General features: G+C 55.6%; 13 protein-coding genes and 1 tRNA gene. 3 read left to right on the top strand and 11 right to left on the bottom strand.

What is annotated here, in order from left to right; genetic code table 11:
* Positions 1 to 12: 12 nt before the first annotated feature.
* From FRY98_RS18325 to FRY98_RS18305, 5 genes are all read right to left on the bottom strand, one after another.
* Positions 13 to 972, bottom strand: coding sequence for an ABC transporter permease (locus tag FRY98_RS18325; protein WP_148454697.1), 960 nt, complete (start codon positions 970 to 972; stop codon positions 13 to 15).
* A gap of 150 nt (positions 973 to 1,122) precedes the next feature.
* The gene (locus tag FRY98_RS18320) at positions 1,123 to 2,070 is read right to left on the bottom strand and encodes a glycosyl hydrolase (protein WP_148454695.1); all 948 of its coding nucleotides are present in this window, start codon (positions 2,068 to 2,070) and stop codon (positions 1,123 to 1,125) included.
* 175 nt (positions 2,071 to 2,245) lie between these two features.
* Entirely contained in the window at positions 2,246 to 3,793 is a 1,548-nt protein-coding gene (locus tag FRY98_RS18315) for a response regulator transcription factor (RefSeq protein WP_170287122.1), read from the bottom strand.
* Positions 3,771 to 5,573, bottom strand: coding sequence for a sensor histidine kinase (locus FRY98_RS18310; protein WP_148454691.1), 1,803 nt, complete (start codon positions 5,571 to 5,573; stop codon positions 3,771 to 3,773). Before FRY98_RS18310 ends, FRY98_RS18315 begins: the two co-directional genes overlap by 23 nt.
* 88 nt (positions 5,574 to 5,661) lie before the next feature.
* Positions 5,662 to 6,627, bottom strand: coding sequence for a glycosyl hydrolase (locus FRY98_RS18305; protein WP_148454689.1), 966 nt, complete (start codon positions 6,625 to 6,627; stop codon positions 5,662 to 5,664).
* Positions 6,628 to 6,977: 350 nt separating this feature from the next.
* Here FRY98_RS18305 and FRY98_RS18300 point away from each other — a divergent pair.
* The 3 genes from FRY98_RS18300 to ade all read left to right on the top strand — a co-directional run bounded on the left by FRY98_RS18300 (position 6,978) and on the right by ade (position 9,875).
* Positions 6,978 to 7,052: transfer RNA gene (locus tag FRY98_RS18300), tRNA-Arg, on the top strand.
* Positions 7,053 to 7,345: 293 nt separating this feature from the next.
* The gene (gene clpP / locus FRY98_RS18295) at positions 7,346 to 7,942 is read left to right on the top strand and encodes an ATP-dependent Clp endopeptidase proteolytic subunit ClpP (RefSeq protein WP_148454687.1); all 597 of its coding nucleotides are present in this window, start codon (positions 7,346 to 7,348) and stop codon (positions 7,940 to 7,942) included.
* Between the two features lie 133 nt (positions 7,943 to 8,075).
* Positions 8,076 to 9,875, top strand: a complete 1,800-nt coding sequence (ade, locus tag FRY98_RS18290; protein ID WP_148454685.1) for an adenine deaminase — start codon at positions 8,076 to 8,078, stop codon at positions 9,873 to 9,875.
* A gap of 410 nt (positions 9,876 to 10,285) precedes the next feature.
* Here ade and FRY98_RS18285 read toward each other — a convergent pair whose 3' ends face one another.
* From FRY98_RS18285 to FRY98_RS18260, 6 genes are all read right to left on the bottom strand, one after another.
* Positions 10,286 to 11,386, bottom strand: a complete 1,101-nt coding sequence (locus tag FRY98_RS18285) for a PdaC/SigV domain-containing protein (protein ID WP_148454683.1) — start codon at positions 11,384 to 11,386, stop codon at positions 10,286 to 10,288.
* Between the two features lie 140 nt (positions 11,387 to 11,526).
* A complete protein-coding gene (locus FRY98_RS18280; protein WP_249043457.1) occupies positions 11,527 to 12,723 on the bottom strand; it encodes a glycosyl transferase in 1,197 nt (398 codons plus the stop codon).
* 24 nt (positions 12,724 to 12,747) lie between these two features.
* On the bottom strand, positions 12,748 to 13,911 hold the full coding sequence (locus FRY98_RS18275; RefSeq protein WP_148454681.1) for a glycosyltransferase family 4 protein: 1,164 nt from the start codon (positions 13,909 to 13,911) through the stop codon (positions 12,748 to 12,750).
* Complete coding sequence (locus tag FRY98_RS18270) at positions 13,908 to 14,951, bottom strand: nucleotidyltransferase family protein (RefSeq protein WP_148454679.1); 1,044 nt, start codon at positions 14,949 to 14,951, stop codon at positions 13,908 to 13,910. The genes FRY98_RS18275 and FRY98_RS18270 overlap by 4 nt, the downstream gene beginning before the upstream one ends.
* Before the next feature lie 259 nt (positions 14,952 to 15,210).
* The gene (locus tag FRY98_RS18265) at positions 15,211 to 16,188 is read right to left on the bottom strand and encodes an MTP-1 family protein (protein WP_148454677.1); all 978 of its coding nucleotides are present in this window, start codon (positions 16,186 to 16,188) and stop codon (positions 15,211 to 15,213) included.
* Between the two features lie 166 nt (positions 16,189 to 16,354).
* Positions 16,355 to 17,404 carry an ABC transporter substrate-binding protein gene (locus FRY98_RS18260; RefSeq protein WP_276508705.1) on the bottom strand — a complete coding sequence of 350 codons (1,050 nt, stop codon included), beginning with the start codon at positions 17,402 to 17,404 and terminating at the stop codon, positions 16,355 to 16,357.
* Positions 17,405 to 17,464: the final 60 nt, after the last annotated feature.

Raw genomic sequence — 17,464 nt, 5'->3', positions numbered from 1 at the left:
ATGTCCTCCTTATCACATGATGCTTTCATTGGCGAATTTCTTGAACATGCCGTTTGCGACAAACAGCAATACCACACTGATCACGGAGTTAAAAATATTGATGGCAGTTCCGAAAGAATAGCGCCCCATGGACAAGCCGTAATTCAGCGCGTATAGATCAAGCACCTCGGAATAATCGCTCACCATATGATTGCCGAGCAGGAACTGCTTCTCGAACCCGATTCCGATCAAGTGGCCGATCGACATGATCAGCAGGACGATGATCGTCGAACGAATGCCCGGCAGCGTGATATGCCAGATTTGCTTCAACCGGCTTGCGCCATCCACCCGGGCCGCCTCGTATAATTCCGGCCCGATGCCGGAGATGGCCGCCAAATAAATAATGGCGTTCCAGCCCGTTTCCTTCCAGACGTCCGCCCCGGTCACAATCCCCCAAAACAGGTGGCCATTGGACATAAACGGGATGGGCTCGTCGATGATATGAAGACCCAGCAGCAACGAGTTAACGACACCGCCATCGGTTGACAGCATTTTGGTGACGATCCCCGCCGCCACGACCCAGGATACGAAGTGCGGGAGATACGACACCGTTTGCACAAAACGCTTGAAAAACTGAATCCGCACCTCGTTAAGCAGCAAGGCGAAGAACACCGGGAACACGAAGCCCGCCACCAGTCCCATAAAGCTCATGGCCAGCGTGTTTCTAAGCACCAGGTAGAAGTGATCGTCCCGAAACAGCATTTGAAAATGCTCCAGTCCGACCCATTTTTGCTCCAGAAAACCCTTGCCGGGCTTATAATTCTGAAAGGCCATCGTCCAGCCCCATAGCGGCAAATATTGAAATACGAACACCCAGAGGACAAAAGGAATCGACATCAGATACAGGTACTTCTGGTTTTTGAACACCTTCCATCTCTGTGTCTTTTTCATGGGCCCCATATCGGTTCGGCCTCTTGCTGTTATCGCTTTCATCTATTGGTTTCCCCCCTCTCAGCAATCATCATAAAGCAAACGCCCGCCTGGCGACATAACGCGGATTCCGCATAAATTCATCCTAAAATTTACGATTCTTTCAGAAATAATCATTGATTTGCAAAAGAAAAAATCGAAGTCCCCTGACGATCATCTCACGCTCATGACGTCGTCAGGGGAATCCGTTCCTATCCCCTTCGGCGCATTCCAGTGCCAGCACAAAGACACAATGCCTCCGCGTTCATACCATTGAATCATCTTCTCGATTTCGGTGGACGCGGCGCCCTTTTCGACGCGGGAAGGCGAGTAATCCATCAAGTCCCCGGATAAAATCGCCGGGGATTTGCCGGTCTGCTGCCGGATCCACTCCGCATCCTCCAGCGTATGCTGCCCGGAAATGATCTTCCGCCCATACTGGTTCAGCATGTAGTTCATCAGCGCTCTGGCTTCGGGCGTCGCGTCCGGATTGGTCAGAATATCGGTGGCTTTCTTAGGGCCCGGTACGGGGGGATCCGCCGGTTCGAGCTTGATATGTTCAATGCCGTAGTAACCCCATCCCCGCAAAATGGTGACGGTGTTGCTTCCGGCGTTCAGCATGACTTTGGTGATCGTTTTTTCGGCCCGGACCGTGCCTGCAGGCGGCGCATCGAGCGTCAGCTCCCCGGCTCCCGCGCCATTGACCCGGATGGCTGTCACCTTGTCGCCGTTCCCTTGGGGAAGATAGTACCCCACGCTCAGTTTATACAGGCCCGCCTCGGGGACATTTACCGTAAATGTGGCGCTGCCAATCGGCTTGGCAGCGTTTGCAACCTCCTCGAAAAAAAAGGAAATATAGCCTTCGCCGTCATACAACGTATCTTTCGCTTCCGGGACGCGCCCCCGCTTCTCGATTCCATACCCCTCCAACACCGCATCCTTATAAGAAACGGTTATGGCCTTCGTCGGTTTGGCGAAAGTCTTCCCGGCCGAGGAATCGGCTGTTGCCGAACCGGCGGTATACTCCATCGCCCCCAACAAGAACAACAAGATCACGCCAATAATAAAGCTCGTTTTCCTCCGTTTCGCAGCCCGTGCAAAAGGTTTTTGCATTCTACTCATCTTCTGGATTTCCCCTCTCTTACACTTGTATGATTGGCACCGCTTTCACTTCTTTCGTGATTTCCCTCCCTTAGCGCTTCAAGCATAAGGTATCTCGGAACCCGGAGCCCATCCCGCGAATTCCGCCGGTTTTCATTCCAAAATCCGCATTCATTTCAGAAACCTCCGGCGATTTTCAAAAATGGCGGTTCTTTTGATAAGACGATGGCGACTGACCCACCAGCTTTTTAAATTTGTGATGAAAATAGTTCACGTTGGCATAGCCGACCTTCTCGGCCACTTCGTACACCTTCATGCCCTGCGCCAGCAGTTGTTTCGCTTTTTCGATCCGAACCCTGTCCAGGTAGCTGTTGAAATATTCCCCCGTCTCGCTCTTAAAAAGCTGGCCCAGATAAGAGCTGCTGTAGTTGAACACTTCCGATAGCGTCTCCAGCTTCAGGTTTTCGTTGTAATGCCGATCGATATAGTCGAGCATTCGCCTGATTTCGTTGTCCCGGCTGGTGTAATCGGCGCAATGGGCCAATTTCTCCAGCATGCCGGCCACATAGCCGACGAGTTCCCGGATCGTCCGCTGGCCGCCGATCCCCGACAAAAAGGGGGTCGGTCCTCCCGCCTCCCCGGCTTCCGCCCAAAGACGGGGAGGCACCTTGCGGGCCACTTCGTTCGCCAGATAAAAAAAGTGTTCGCGGATCTCCGCCTCTCCCGCTCCCCCGCCGACCATCCGCGCCGCGGTTTCGTCCAGAAGCGACTGAATCGCCTCCGCTTGCCCCACGTCGACGGAAAAGGAAAGGCGAAAGGCCAACTCCTCTCGGTCCGGTAAATCCCCGCCTGTATCGACCGAAGCGTAACTGATCGGAGCCTCCGGGGTAAGCAGCCTCCCCCTGTCATAGAAAAAGCTGCGATCCAGCAGCGCACGGGCGCTCTGAAACGACTCCGGAAGATCGCGCAGCGCATAAACCGGTTCACCTGCCGCAGCAGTCATCTCGCCGCGCAGCTCTTCCGCCAGCAGGTGCGTTTCCCGGTAAAAGCGGGCCCGTTCGAAATCGCCCGCCGGCAAGCTTCCCAGAAGCAGGACAATATACGCAGCATAGGTTAGAACGACGCTGCGGCCGTCCGACGCGTAGGCCTTGTTTAGCCGCTCCCGGAAGCGGCCGATTCGGTCATCCTCCTCCGACCGGATCCCCGGAAATCCCAACAGGACAACCTGATATTTCGGCCAGTCAAGATTGAGCGAGCCTGATAAGATGCCGAGATCCCCGTCTTCCGCAGCAAGCGTGCCCGACAACAGAGAGTACACCAGCCATTCCCGGGTATACGTCTTCAGTTGCACCTGCTTATCCAGTTGTGCCGCGGCAAGCCGGGCGTGAAGCTTCTTGAGAAGGGACGCCATTTCCTCTTTGTTTACGGGTTTGAGCAAGTATCCCTCAACGCCGTATTGCAGCGCTCGGCGGGCATATTCAAAGTCGGCGTACCCACTAAGGATGACCGCATGCACATCCCATCCCCGCTGACGAATCTCCTGCAGCAACTGTAATCCGTCCATCCCGGGCATGCGGATATCAACCACGATCAAATCGGGAACCTTTAGCTCAAGAGAACGAAGCGCTTCTTTTCCGCTGGCCGCGGTATCCGTTACTTCATAGCCCAGTTCCTTCCACGGGATCAGCGTTTGTAAGCCAAGGCGCTGCTTGGGCTCGTCATCAACAATCATCACGGAGAACATGCGATCCCCCCTCCTTAGGTATGCAAAATGTGATTCGGGTTCCCTTGCCCTCTTGACTTTCCATGGAAAGTCCCGAACTTTCGCCATAGGTCAGCCTTAGCCGGTCATGCACGTTACGCAGCCCGATCCGCTGTCCGGCTTCCTCCGGTTCCTGCAATTTCCTCTGTAAGCTCTCCAGCTTCTCCGGCGTAATTCCGGCCCCATCGTCGGAAATTTCCACGAGCACTCCGCCGTCTTCGCTAGGGTTCATCCGTATAGCGATGGAGGTTGGGCCATCCTCCTTCTGGTCCAACCCGTGAACAATGGAGTTCTCCACCAAAGGCTGAATGATCAAGGGCAGGACTTCAACCTCCCCCAAACCCGGTCCGATTTCCAGCTTATATTGGAGCCGGTCCTCATAGCGGAATTTTTGCAGTTCCAAATAACAGCGAACCATATCGATCTCCTTGGAAAGCGGTATTTTTCCGTTGCCGACTTCCAAACTGCTGCGAATCAAGGCGCTGAGCTGCCAGATCGCCTGCGCGATTCCCTCCTCACCCCGCAGATGCGCCTCCATCCGGATCGATTCCAGCGTATTGAACAGGAAATGGGGGTTGATCTGGCTGGCCAGCATTTTAAACTTGATCTCGCTCTGCCTTTGCTCCAGCATTCGTTTCTGCCGGTTGGTCTCCTCCACCTCCCCCATGAGTTGGCCAAGCCTGCCGACCAACGCGTTGAACCGGTGGGAAAGTTGGCCAATCTCATCCTTGCCGTCCAAATCCAGATAAGCATCCCAGGAACCTGTTCCGACTTTGGACATGTGCTTGCTTAAACGCAGCAGTCTCCGCGTGATAAGGGACGCCGAAGCCTGAACGAGCAGAACGGCGATGATGAGACAGCCTCCGATGACCAAAGCGGCCAGCCGAATCACGCCATTGACATCACGAAAGATATCCGATTCGGCAAACACGGAAATCACTCGCAATCCGTTCCAACTGCTCGGCGGAATTAAACGGGCGATGACGACTTTGGACGCCTTCCCGTCCATCACCGCATCAAAACTCCCTTCGCTTTGCGTCAGCATGCTGTGATCGGCGTGGACTTCGGCGAGATTCTTGCCGTACAGATTCGGCCGGTTGGCCGCGACGATCCGGTTGTGATCGTCGACGATCATGGTCAGAAACGGCTCCTGGGATAGGGTGGAGTCGAGCAGGGCGGTATTGACATTGATGACAAGCACGCTGTCCTCGCCGGGGGCGTCCAGGCTGATTTTTCGCACAATACTGAGGTAGTATTTCTGATCCCGCTCATCCTGAATGAATCCCCAACCGGCCAGCCCTTTCTTATCCAGGGCCGCCTTGTACCATTCCGCCCGCGCCGTTTCGGCGCTCGGCTGCATGAATTCCCAGTTGTTCAGCATCGTCGGGTTAGGCGTATACAGCCGGATGGCGCTCACCTCCTCATACAGCCTTACGTAATCCCGGATATCCGTATATTGGCGGTAAGTCTGAATCACCTCGATATAGCTGTCGTAGCTGCGATTCACCACGGATTTCATCCGGCTGTCGTTGGACAGCTGATACGAGATATCCAGCGGAACCTTGATGACTTCCTCGGTCCGCTTCCGTACGCGTTCCACATTGTCCGCCGCCTGCTTGAAGGCATCCCTGATCATGATGTCGCGCAGTTTTCCGGTAAAAAACACCCCGCTGACCAGCAGCGGAATAACCGCCACCGTGATAAAGGTCAGTGACAATTTATTTCTCAGCTTGATGTCGTTGAATAATCTGACAAAATTCATGCCCCCGCCCCTTAAATTTCATGAATGCACAAACGGCCCCTTTTAAGACAAGGGGCTGTTTTAGGGTGAAGCCGGCTTTCTAGACGGATCAATACAGCTTGGGCAGCCGATCCAGTGTAACGGCATATTCGTGATGATATGCCCGGCGCAGTTCTTCCTTTGTCGTAAACAATTCCGTCTTGCCGAAATCGTTGGACCAGGTCATGAACCACAACCACGGAATGCGCGATTCCGCGAGCGCGGGCACACTGGGGATGGAGCCGATTTCCCCGAGCGCCGCCAGTTTCTTCGTCGGCGTAATGCGTGCCAGCTCCTCGTACTCTTTTCGAAGGTCGGTATGTTGATGGGCCGGCGGATACAAGTCCCTGGAGATAATATCCACCTTGTCGTCCCCGACATATCCTTCCGGCAGCGGCGAATTCCACACCCAGATCAGATTGTTCAGCCCATGGAAGCGAGTGTACCGATCAAACATGATCAGGTAGAGTTGTTTTGCCACCTCCGGGCCTTTGCTGCCCCACCAGAACCACTCTCCTTCCGCTTCGTGAAAAGGACGCCACAAAATCGGAATCCGTTTGTCGCGGAATTCCTTCAGGAGTTCCGCTATAACATCCATATCCGACAACAACGCCTTATGCTCGGCCGTCCCTTCCACGATCGCCCGCGAAGCATCAAAATCGGTATGTTCCGCATAGAAGCTCTTATCCTTCCCGCCGAGCGGAGAGAACCAATGCCAGGTAAACGTGAGCAGTCCTTTTTTACGGGTCACCCAATCCCAGGCGTTGTGCAGCGTATTTTCGTTCTCCCTGACCTCAAGCAGGCACTCCTCGCCGCTCAATTCGTAGTTAATGTTCGGGGAGTAACTTAAAAGTTCAAAACCGCAAAGGGCTGGAAGCTTTCCCGTCGCCTCTTGGATGTAACGCAATTCCTCCTGTGTTGTGGTTTGCGTGTGCTGACCCGTAATAATTCCATGGCCGGACAGCTCGCTCAAATAATTTAATAGCGCTTTCACTTCCTCGGTTGCGTTTGGATTGCAGGGAACCGCTTGAGACATGGCAAGTCCATCCTTCCTCGTATTTCGATTTTTGGTCGCCAATAACACTGTTTTGTTTTGTTATTTAATTTTGTTATTATTAACAAAACAAATATACCTTCAATGAAAGCGTTGGTCAAGAACCATATAATAAAAGCAAGCATAGTGAATCCTAACAAAAAGTAAGGTTTCGGCCGCATTTGTTATCGAAATCTTTGATGTCAGGCTTGTTCGTTTGCATCTCCCCTCCTCGTCGGTTCGTAGAACAACCTATTTCCCCAGGGTGTTATTGGTATCTTTAAACAACTCAAAATTGAACTTGCAATCTTTAAATCAATGTCCTATAATAAGTTTTGTTGCTTTTCATATGTGCGCCCGTGGTCCAATGGATATGACGTAGGCCTCCGGAGCCTGAGATCGAGGTTCGATTCCTCGCGGGCGCGCCATTTACTTAATTAAGAAGTATTCCCGCCCTGAGTTTGGGCTTTTTTATTACCTAGAGTTTGACTTTCTTTGACTTTCTGTTTGAAATTGTTTATGATGAGGTTAATATTCATCGATTCCGTCAATTCTTGAATTGATTGAACCGATGGGCTCAAGACGAAGGCAGTGCGGAATTCGCGGTTTTTTAACGGACCGGATCCCCGTGCAAACGGGACTCGGCGGGCCCTGACGAGGCTTGAGTCGGCAATAGGTTGAATTTATTAAACTTGAACCATCAAATAAGGAGGTTTTATCGGTGAGTTATATTCCTATGGTCGTTGAACAAAGTAACCGCGGCGAACGCGCTTACGACATTTACTCGAGATTGTTGAAGGACCGCATCATTTTCCTGGGCTCCCAGGTGAATGACGTCGTCGCCAACTCCATTATTGCCCAGATGCTGTTTCTGGACGCGGAAGATCCGGGGAAAGACATCCATCTTTACATTAATAGCCCGGGCGGCTCCATCACAGCCGGTATGGCCATTTTCGATACGATGCAGTACATTAAGTCCGACGTTTCCACGATTTGCGTGGGCCTCGCGGCTTCCATGGGCGCTTTCCTGCTGAATGCCGGTGCGCCGGGCAAACGATACGCGCTGCCTAACAGTGAAATTATGATTCACCAGCCGCTTGGCGGTGCGGAAGGTCAGGCCACGGACATCGAAATCCGGGCCCGCCGCATTCTGAAAATGCGCGATAAGCTGAACAAAATTTTGGCCGAACGGACCGGGCAACCGCTGGAACGGATCGAAAAAGATACGGACCGCGACTACTTCATGAGCGCCGCCGAAGCCAAGGAATACGGCTTGATCGACCGTGTCATCGAGAAAGTGACCCCTCAGGGCGTATAATCCTATTTGCCATACACAAGACTGCCTCACGAGCTTTTATGCTCGGCGAGGCGGTCTTTTTCTTGCTTTTCCGCGAATTCGGTGGAAGAATAGGTACATACTTTTAGCAGCTACCCAGCAAGGAGTGAAGGGAATGAACACAGTCAAGAGAAGCAAGTTAACCGAAGTGAGCCGTCAGCTGGCCGAGGTGGCCGCGGGTGCCCGAAAAGCCGACCTGGTCGTGAAGAACGGAACCCTGGTCAACGTTTATACGGGGAAGCTCCAGGCGAACACGGACGTCGCGATCGCCTTCGGAAGAATCGCTTACGTCGGCGACGCCGCTCATACGATCGGCGAGCGGACGGCGGTCGTCGATGCGGCGGGACGGTTCATCGTTCCCGGGCTCCTGGACGGCCATATGCATGTCGAGAGCACGATGCTCTCGGTCACCGAATTCGCCAAGGCGGCCTTAGCCAAAGGGACGACGGGCGTGTTTATGGATCCGCATGAAATCGCCAACGTCTTCGGAGCGGAAGGCGTCCGCTGGATGCATGAGGAAGGCCAGGGTCTGCCCCTCAAGGTATATACGACCTTCCCGTCCTGCGTTCCGGCCACGGATCATTTGGAGGACGCCGGGTCGGGCCTGGATGTCGCCGATATTGAAGACGGGATGACCTGGGATGGCGTCGCCGGTCTAGGCGAGGTCATGAACTTCCCGGGCGTGGTATACGGCGATCCCAAAATGACCGGCGAGATCGCGGCCACGATCCGGGCCGGCAAGGCGGTCACCGGGCATTTTCCGAGCGAGGAGGAGCCGCTTCTCCAGGCTTATATCGCCGCCGGGGTGACCTCCTGCCACGAGACCGTCACGAAGGAGCAAGGGCTGCTCAAGCTGCAGTTGGGCATGCATCTGATGATCCGTGAAGGATCGGCCTGGCATGATGTGAAGGAAGTGATCAAGGTCGTGACCGAAGACCATGTCTCCCCCGGCAACATCATGCTGGTCACGGACGACGTGTACCCGCAGACCCTGATCGAGAAGGGGCATATGAACCATGTCGTCCGCCGGGCCATCGAGGAGGGCGTCGATCCGGTGACCGCCATCCAGATGGGGACGATCAACACGGCGCGTTACTTCCGGGTCGACGGGGACGTCGGCGGCATCGCGCCGGGCAAATGCGCCGATCTGCTGCTGATCGGCAGCCTTGAGCGCATGGAACCGTCCACCGTCATTGCGGACGGTTCGGTGGTGTACGACGGCGGCCGGCTGCGGCAGGACTTTCCGGAATACGCGTATCCGGAAGCGGCCCGCCGGTCGGTGCACCTCGCGCGGCCGCTGGAAGCGCGGGATTTTGCGCTGCCGAGCGCGAAGCGCGGCGCGGCCGAGACCCGGGTCCAGGTGATCCGGGTCATCGAGAACAGCGCGCGCACGGCCCGGGCCGAGGCGCGCTTGGCCGTCGAAGACGGCTTCATCCGCCCCAGTCTGGAGCAGGATGTGCTCACGCTTGCCTGCGTTGACCGCCACCGCGGCAGCGGCGAGATCTCGCTGGCCTTCGCTCAAGGCTTCGGCCTGAAACGCGGCGCCGTCGCCTCGACCGTGGCGCACGACAGCCATAACCTCCTGGTCATGGGCGCCGACCCGGAGGATATGGCCTTTGCCGCCAATGAGCTCGCCCGCCTGGGCGGCGGCATGATCGCCGTTCTGGACGGCCAGGTGCTGGCGGCCGTTCCGATGGCGATCGCCGGACTAATGTCCGACCAGCCGCTAGAGGTCGTCGTCGAACAGGTCCAGGCGCTGGAGGAAGCCTGGCGGACGCTGGGCAGTCCGCTGAACGCGCCATTTATGACTTTTTCGCTGATCGCGCTGCCGGTCATCCCCGAATTGCGGATCACGAACCGCGGCTTGGCGGATGTGGAGCAGTTCAAGCTGATTCCCGTCGAAATCGCGGATTAAGAGGGGCAAAGGCGGCGGCGTGGTGAACTGGGTCAGGTACCCGCAGCTTCTCCAGCCGTCCGCCGAGATAACGGCCTTTTGGGCCGTTATTTCGACCCGAATTGCGTTTTCGGGAAAAATAGCGGCCAAAAAGGCCCTTATTTCACTGATACGGGCCCCAAAATCAGGTTTTGGCCCGCTTTTCCATAAATTAAGGCCCCAAAAGACCGCTATTTCCCACCAAAGGCACAAATTCGACAAAATAACGCCGCAAATGGCCCTTATCCACCCGTCCGGCCCTTATGAACTTGCCTGGCTTCAAGGGGGGAGGCTAGCCGCGGCCGGGATCGGCCCGTTCTTGTTCTTCTTCCACCGGCTCTTTCATAACAAAAAGCCTGCCAGCCGGCAGGCTTTTATTATGCGCATATACTTTATCTGATCCCCAGTTCCGGAAAGGAGAAATAGAACTCGGGGAAGCCGAACACATACGGCAAGTAGTCATAAAGTTGGAAAAAGATGACCACCCCGTTCTCCTTCAAATAAAAGTCGGGATTGTTCCCGATCGTTTCGAACCCGCCGAAATACCCTTCGGTCGCCTGAAGCTGCTTGGCGATGGCCGGATTGACGATGCTGCGGAAACCGGGGTTCGCCCGGAGGACTTCGTCCAGGGTCAGCAGCTTGCCGTCGCTCAGACGGAACGTCAGGCCTTCCCGGAAGCTGATCCCGTGGGCTCCCCCCGTATAGGCGTACGTCTGCTCCAGGATGCTCAGCAGCCCGCCCCGATTATAGGTCACGGTGTAGTTCCCCAAGTATTCGTAAGGGCTGCCGTTCGGCGACGGTTGATTCTCCTTCGCTTCCTTCAAGGAGGCTTGAACGAAGTTTTCCGCTCTCGACTGCAGCAGGGCGTTGATCTTCCTCTCCGCCTCCTTGCTGCGAAGCCCGCCGACCTGCGGATATTCCACTTTGATCGAGGCTTCCGGGATGTTCTTCTCGATCGTCCGCGTTTCAATCCGGATGTCGTTCAGACGGTGCGGTACCAGGTCCAGCGTTTTCCCCGCTTCCTTCCGGGAAGAAGTAAATCCCAGATGATCGGTCAGCACTTTCACCGATACGTAGGGCTCCCCGTTTACCACCTTCCATTCATAAGGAAGCACCTGCGTACTGCCGTTCACGATCGCCTTGGCGCCCGTATCGGAGGGCTGAAGCGTGACGGTCATGTTTTGCTTTTTTAAGGTATACGTATTGGCGCCGGGGTCCTGTGTAACCTTCACTTTCAGCCCCTTCCGGATCAGTTCCAACGGGACCAGTACATCCTCACGCCCTTGCAGCCCCTGCTGCTTTAGGCTCTTTCCTTGCCGGGTAATCTTCACAGGCTGTCCTTCCTGGACAGCCGGCTGCTGTCCCTGCGGCAACCGGACGCCGATGGAGCGCCAGGCCGGGAGGGCCGAAGCATCCGGGGCTAATGGGCCGCACTGCGCAACCAAGACCAACGCTGCAATCAGGGTACCCGTGATTTTTGTAAACTTGTTCATTCGGTAAGCTCACCTCTTCTCGGAGTTACCCCAATTATTTCCCCGTATGGCGAAAAACATGCTTCTCCCTTCCCGGCCCGGAAACCTAGCGTTAACAGCCCTTTTTATCGAGAGGCAGCCGCTCCAAGAGGCTTCACCCATTAACCGAGGGCTTCCGTTACCGCCCTCTCTTCCGTTACCGTCCTCTCTGCCCTTTTTGCCGTTTCGGAGTTCCCTCCTCCTTCTCCTTCTCTCTCCAAATCCGGTCCGGTCATCCCCTCCGCGCAAATCTCGTGGTACAAACACTCGGTCAGCAGATACGAGAGCGTCGATTCCGCGCCACGGTTCTGGTTCGGCCCGCTCGGCGTCAAACCGTCGCAGCAGCTCCCTTCGGCGGGATCGGCGAGCGGCCGTCCGAGGTCGTTCTCGCCGAGGAACCAGGCCCGGCAGCGGCGGACCAGCTCCGCGTCTTCGGATCGGCGTTCCACCCGGTACGCCTCGCGGGCGGCGAGCGCCAGCTTCATGACCTCCAGCGGCTGCTGGTCCCACTGGCTGGCGTGAGCCCGCGAGGCCCAGCCCCGGTTGCCTACGGGGCGAATCCAGCCTTCCGGCGCGGTCATTTTCTCCGCCAGGAAATCTAGGGATTCCCGGGCCACCCGCCGGGTGGTTTCGCTTCCGCTAGCCGGGTAAGCCGCGAACAGCGCCCAAGGCAGCACTCCGTTGCCATAGGTGACCTCCGGTTCAAACCAGTGCCAATCGACCGTGGCCTCCCTGGAATAGGTGTCCAGCAGCAGGCGTTCCAGCCGGTTCACCTGTTCCCGGGCCTGGAGCTTCTTCAGAAATCCGGCACGGTCCATCTGTACCGGAGGCCGCTGTTCCGTTAAGAGCAGCGAGTAGGCGGCCAGCGAATAGGCCCATCCTCGCGGGTACTTCAGTTCGGCCGTGCGCGGCGCCGCCCGAAGCAGTATCGCCTCGGCCGCCAGGCGCCGGGTATCGTCCCGCAGGTACGCCCACGCGGCGGCAGCGGCCCAAAACGCACGACCGTAGCAGTCATCGGAGGGCGTTTCCGGCTCGGGCCGACGATCGTAGGCTATATTGTTATGGAAGGTCCCGTCGTCCTTTTGCGCCCACAACAAAAATTCAAGGTAAATGTCGGCCAGCCTTAACCACGTGCCGTCGTTCTTCTCCCCGCCGAACCCGAGGCGGTGGATCGCCGAGCAGGCCCATAACGCCCGGGCATTGTCATCGGTAGTATAGCCTTCCTTGCGACGGGGTACCGCGCCCAAGGCATGTTCCAGCAGTCCCGTATCATCGGTCATCCTCTCCAAATGGCGGCAGCTAATCTCGATTGGATTCACAGCCGGTTCCTCCTTTAGTTCGCTTCAGTTCGCCTGTTTGGCCGTTCGTTCCGTGGCCAGCTCATTGAACAGCTTCAGATGAAGCTTGCCGACCTTCGGCCAGTGCATATCCGCTCCGATTCGCCCGATTTCCCGCTCAAGCCGCTCCGCTTCCTTCGGATCGGATAAGACGGCTGTAATCCGCCCGGCCCAAGCCTCCGCCACACCGGGGGGAACCAGGGTGTCGGGCAGATCTTGCAGCAGGTCCTTGGCGTAAGCGTACGGTGTACTCAAGACCGGCCGGCCCAAGCCAACCGCGTAGGCCAGCGTCCCGCTCGTAATCTGCTGCATCCCCGGATACGGGGTCACGTACAGATCGCAGGCCGTCAGCATGGCAGCCAGCTCCTGCTCCTCCAAATAGCGGTCGATCATAACGACATGATCCTCGAGCTTCAGTTCTCGAATCAGCGCCTGAAGCTCCTCGCGATAGGATTCGCCTTCCCATTTGCGGACTTCGGGATGCGTCTGCCCCACAATCGCGTAAAGCGCCTCGGGCACTTGCCGGACAACCTCCGGCAGCGCCTGGAGTACCGTTTCGAGTCCTTTCCCCCGGCTCAGCAGACCGAAGGTCATCAGCACCTTCCGGCCGTTCCAGCCCAGCTTGCCGCGGGTGAAGTCCCGCATCGACGGAACCGGCTCAGGGGTACCGTGAGGCACACAGCGAATTTTCTCCCTCGGAACCCCCAGCGCCCCATGCAAATAGTCCGCAGCCAGACGGTTCATGACCAGGATGACGTCACTGCGCTCCGCAATCCTCTTTTGAATCCGGAGATAGGGCTCCTCCGGCTTCTCAAACACGGTATGAAACGTAACCGCGAGCGGCTTTTCGAGGTGATCCACAAGATCGAGCACGTACTCCCCCGCTTCCCCGCCGAAAATCCCGAATTCATGCTGCAGCGAAACAACGGCGATATCGCTCCGATTGAGCCGTTCCGCGAGCTTGCGGTAAGCGTGGCGGTCTTCTTTTTCCACCTCGTGAATCCTGGAGTCGGGATCCCGCTGCAGGCTGGCGCCCGGCTTGACGGCAAACACTTCGTCCGTTCCCCTCCAGCCCTTGGCGCCGTTAATGCTTTGCCGCAAGTGATGCGTATAAGTGGCGATTCCGCATTTCTGCGGGACATAGGTGCCGATGTGCGCGATGCGAATCATACCGATACCTCCTCCTTCATGCGTTGGGCGTAGGCTTCGTAGAGGATATGCCCGGCTTCGATTTCGGAGTCGTACCCGAAAACGCACTGATACAGTTGTGCGCCTTCCTTCACGATACATCCATCCCACAAAATCGTCTCGGACAAACGGGCCCGTGCCGCTATATGGCACCCCTCCCCGATCACGGTATACGGTCCGATGATCGCTTTGTCGCCAATGCGTACCCCGTCGCCGAGGATGACCGGAGGAATCAGGAGCGCGCCGTCGCCGATACGGACGTCTTTTCCGACCCATATCCCTTTATTTTGCTCCTGTCCGTGTATCATCAGCTTTAATTTCCGGTCCAGCAAATCCCAGTGAACCTTGCGGTAGCGTTCCCGCGTTCCGATATCGAGCCAATACCCTTGCAGCGGAAAGCCGTATAGTCCCGCCCCCTGCTCGATCAGACTCGGGAACGTTTCGCGTTCGATGGACACCTCACGCCCCGGCGGAATGTAAGCAAGGGCCTCTTTATTCATGACATAGATTCCGGCGTTTACCCGTTTCGATGTCGTTTCGCCCGGTTTCGGTTTTTCGACAAAACGGCGGATTTCGCCGCGGTCCGAAAGCTCGACGACGCCAAAAGCGGAAGGTTCTTCCACCTCCATCAAACCGATGGTCACGGTCGCCCCGCTTTCCTGGTGAAACCGCAGCAGCGGCTTAACGTCGATATGCTGCACAATGTCGGCATTAAACACCAGAAAACGCTCGTCCAGCAGCGGCTCGGCATTTTTGATCGCCCCGGCGGTTCCGAGCGCTTCCTGCTCGATCACATAGTCGATCGTAACCCCATACCGGCTGCCGTCCCCCAAATGTCGGCGGATCAGCTCGGGATAGTGTTTCAGCGCCAGAACAAATTTCCGGATTCCTTGATCTCTCAGCTGCACAATCAAATGCTCGATCCATGGTCGATTCCCAACTAGAGCCATCGGCTTTGGCAGTTGTTCGGTCAACGGCCGCAAACGTGTGCCAAGCCCCCCGGCCAACAGCAACGCTTTCATCGGTTCAACCTCCATTTCGTTTTTGAGTCACAAAAAAGAAGCCGGCACATGGTGAACCTTTTTTCGATCATGGTCATCATGAGCGGAAAAAACTTCAGTCATTTGTCGGCTTCTTGCTATGACAACGTCCCCGTTCGCTCGGCTAACCGTTGTTAGCACTCACTTAAGGAGACTGCTATTAATACAAATATCCAATTTTTTATGCTCTTTCAAGGTCCATCTTTTGGCAATATGTTATATTAGCACCCAATAACCAGGGCTAATTGCCATCTTTCTTCTTCTTTCTCCGATTTACGCCCTCATAGGCCAGGAAAGGATCCGGGATGATGATATAATGCGCCTCCGCATCACTGATGCCGGCATAGAGGGCTGCGTTGCCGTCTTCAAAACGCACCAACCCCCCGCTGAACACTACATCCCTCAAGTCCTCCCGCTTGGCCGGCCCCGGTTCAAAATTGGCGCGTACCGCAATGAGTTCGATATCCGAATATTTCCCGGACTCGGGATCGAAGGCAAACACCATGGGGTAATAGTGCCGGTTCCCTTCTTCATCAAAACGGGCGATATGACCCAGCACGCCGACAAGACCGTTCGACAACATTCTCGCCTCATTGACACCGCCCCACTCTCCATCGGCAAATTGTTCCTCCAACAGCGGGGCGTCCAGAATCAAATCCACCCGAAGCTCTTCCAGCGAGGACACGCGGAAAAAACCAATTTTCCCTCGGCCTCCCTTGGCTCCTTGGGGCCTTGTAAACACCCCGATTTCGCCGTTCTTCAGTTCTACCAGCCGGATATCCTTCATTCCGTCGGGACCGACGAAAAAGTGCCGCAGCTCGCGGAGGCACCGTCCCCTATAAAGCACGGTTCTCCAAAGCAGTCTGTCCTGATGAACCGGATCGGGGAAGGTTTGCACGCCGCCCACGACCACTTCGTCACCAATTTTCGACACAAACGGATCCTGCATGTTCAAAACCGGCCGGTCCCTACGGGGCACCCAGACTCCTTCCTTCTCGGTGAAGAACAGCACTTCCGACTGCTCGCTGTCCCGGGATTCCACGCGTCCGGCCACAACCTGTTCTCCTTCATCCTCGAATGGGGCGGTAATGTTGTACACGTCTTTTCCATCCACTTCTGAAAAGGTCAGCTTCTTCCGGTCCAGCACCGGTACCTGTTTCACATGGAATTCCTGAAGCAGCAAGTCGCATGTCAACACTTCTCGTTTACCCATTCCCATCTCAAGAAGTCTCCTTTCCTGTGAACAGCGTCGATCTGAATACTAGCTTCCGAATTTCATTATTTTCAGGTCGACGGCAAAAATCAAGCTCTTTCCCACCCTTACAGTACCCGTTTCCGGACAAATAAAAAAAGCGTGTTTCCACGCTTTTTTTACAAGTTTCCGCTTATTCCCGGCCGCTCTTCAGTTCGGTCCAGAAGCGGTCGTAAATTTGCAGTTTATCGCCTACATCGCCCAGCCATTCGGTCCGGGACAACTCCTCCGGCGACAGATTAATCATTTTATCGTTGTTGTATTCCTCACTGTGGAACTCATGTGCTTTTGTATTCGGATCGCTGTATCCGATCGATTCGTAGTTTTTGGCGCTGTTCTCCGGCTCCAGCATAAAGTTGATAAATTTCTCCGCCAGCTCCTGATTTTTGGCGCCCTTCGGAATCGCATAGTTATCGGACCAGATCGTTCCGCCCTCTTTCGGGACGATGTAAGCCACATCCGGATTATCCTTGGCGATAAATGAAGCATCACCGGACCATACGGTGCCGATCCAGCCTTCTTCTTGAATCATTTTTTGCTTGATATTGTCGGTATCAAAAGCCAATACGTTCGGCAGCAGGGTCTTCAGGTCCTCCACCGCCGCGGTAATTTCGGCTTCATCCGTGGAGCTGTTGGATTTGCCGGCCTTCTTCAAAGCCATGCCGATCACTTCGCGGTTGTCGTCGAGCAGAAGCACCTTTCCTTTGTATGCCGGATTCCACAGATCTTCCCAGCTGTCGATTTCCTCTTTGACATACTTCTTGTTGTAGGCGATTCCCGTGACGCCGGAGGTATAGACGATCGAGTACTTGTTATCCGGGTCGAACGACGGATTTTTGAAGGCTTCGTCAATGTTCGCGAAATTCGGAATATTGTCTTTGTTGAGCGGAGACAACAAATCCTGCTTGATCATCGTAGCGACCATATAGTCGGAAGGCTGGATCAAATCATATCCGCCGCCGCCCGCTTTAATTTTGGCCAGCAGGTCCTCGTTATTGGCGAACACATCGTAATTGATTTTGACATTGTATTCCTTCTCGAAGGCGGCGAGTACGTCCGCGTCGAAGTTATCCGCCCAGCTGTAAATGTTCAGCGTTTCCTTGGAAGAACCGCCGCAACCGGATAAAACCGCAAGCCCCATCGTTACCGCCAGCACCAGGCCGGCCCACTTCATTTTTTTCAATTCTCGATCTCCTCTCTGATCCCCGCCATTTCGGCGAATTAGTTTCACTATATTCTCTAT

This window comes from Paenibacillus faecis, assembly GCF_008084145.1.
Taxonomy (GTDB): Bacteria; Bacillota; Bacilli; order Paenibacillales; family Paenibacillaceae; genus Fontibacillus; species Fontibacillus faecis.
This window is presented reverse-complemented; position numbering and strand designations above follow the sequence as displayed.

What these genes read in the sequence shown, in the direction of transcription:
- FRY98_RS18325 (WP_148454697.1), bottom strand. Translation starts at nt 972, where the DNA reads ATGAAAGCGATAACAGCAAGAGGCCGAACCGATATGGGGCCCATGAAA.
- FRY98_RS18320 (WP_148454695.1), bottom strand. Translation starts at nt 2,070, where the DNA reads ATGAGTAGAATGCAAAAACCTTTTGCACGGGCTGCGAAACGGAGGAAA.
- FRY98_RS18315 (WP_170287122.1), bottom strand. Translation starts at nt 3,793, where the DNA reads ATGTTCTCCGTGATGATTGTTGATGACGAGCCCAAGCAGCGCCTTGGC.
- FRY98_RS18310 (WP_148454691.1), bottom strand. Translation starts at nt 5,573, where the DNA reads ATGAATTTTGTCAGATTATTCAACGACATCAAGCTGAGAAATAAATTG.
- FRY98_RS18305 (WP_148454689.1), bottom strand. Translation starts at nt 6,627, where the DNA reads ATGTCTCAAGCGGTTCCCTGCAATCCAAACGCAACCGAGGAAGTGAAA.
- ade (WP_148454685.1), top strand. Translation starts at nt 8,076, where the DNA reads ATGAACACAGTCAAGAGAAGCAAGTTAACCGAAGTGAGCCGTCAGCTG.
- FRY98_RS18285 (WP_148454683.1), bottom strand. Translation starts at nt 11,386, where the DNA reads ATGAACAAGTTTACAAAAATCACGGGTACCCTGATTGCAGCGTTGGTC.
- FRY98_RS18275 (WP_148454681.1), bottom strand. Translation starts at nt 13,911, where the DNA reads ATGATTCGCATCGCGCACATCGGCACCTATGTCCCGCAGAAATGCGGA.
- FRY98_RS18270 (WP_148454679.1), bottom strand. Translation starts at nt 14,951, where the DNA reads ATGAAAGCGTTGCTGTTGGCCGGGGGGCTTGGCACACGTTTGCGGCCG.
- FRY98_RS18265 (WP_148454677.1), bottom strand. Translation starts at nt 16,188, where the DNA reads ATGGGAATGGGTAAACGAGAAGTGTTGACATGCGACTTGCTGCTTCAG.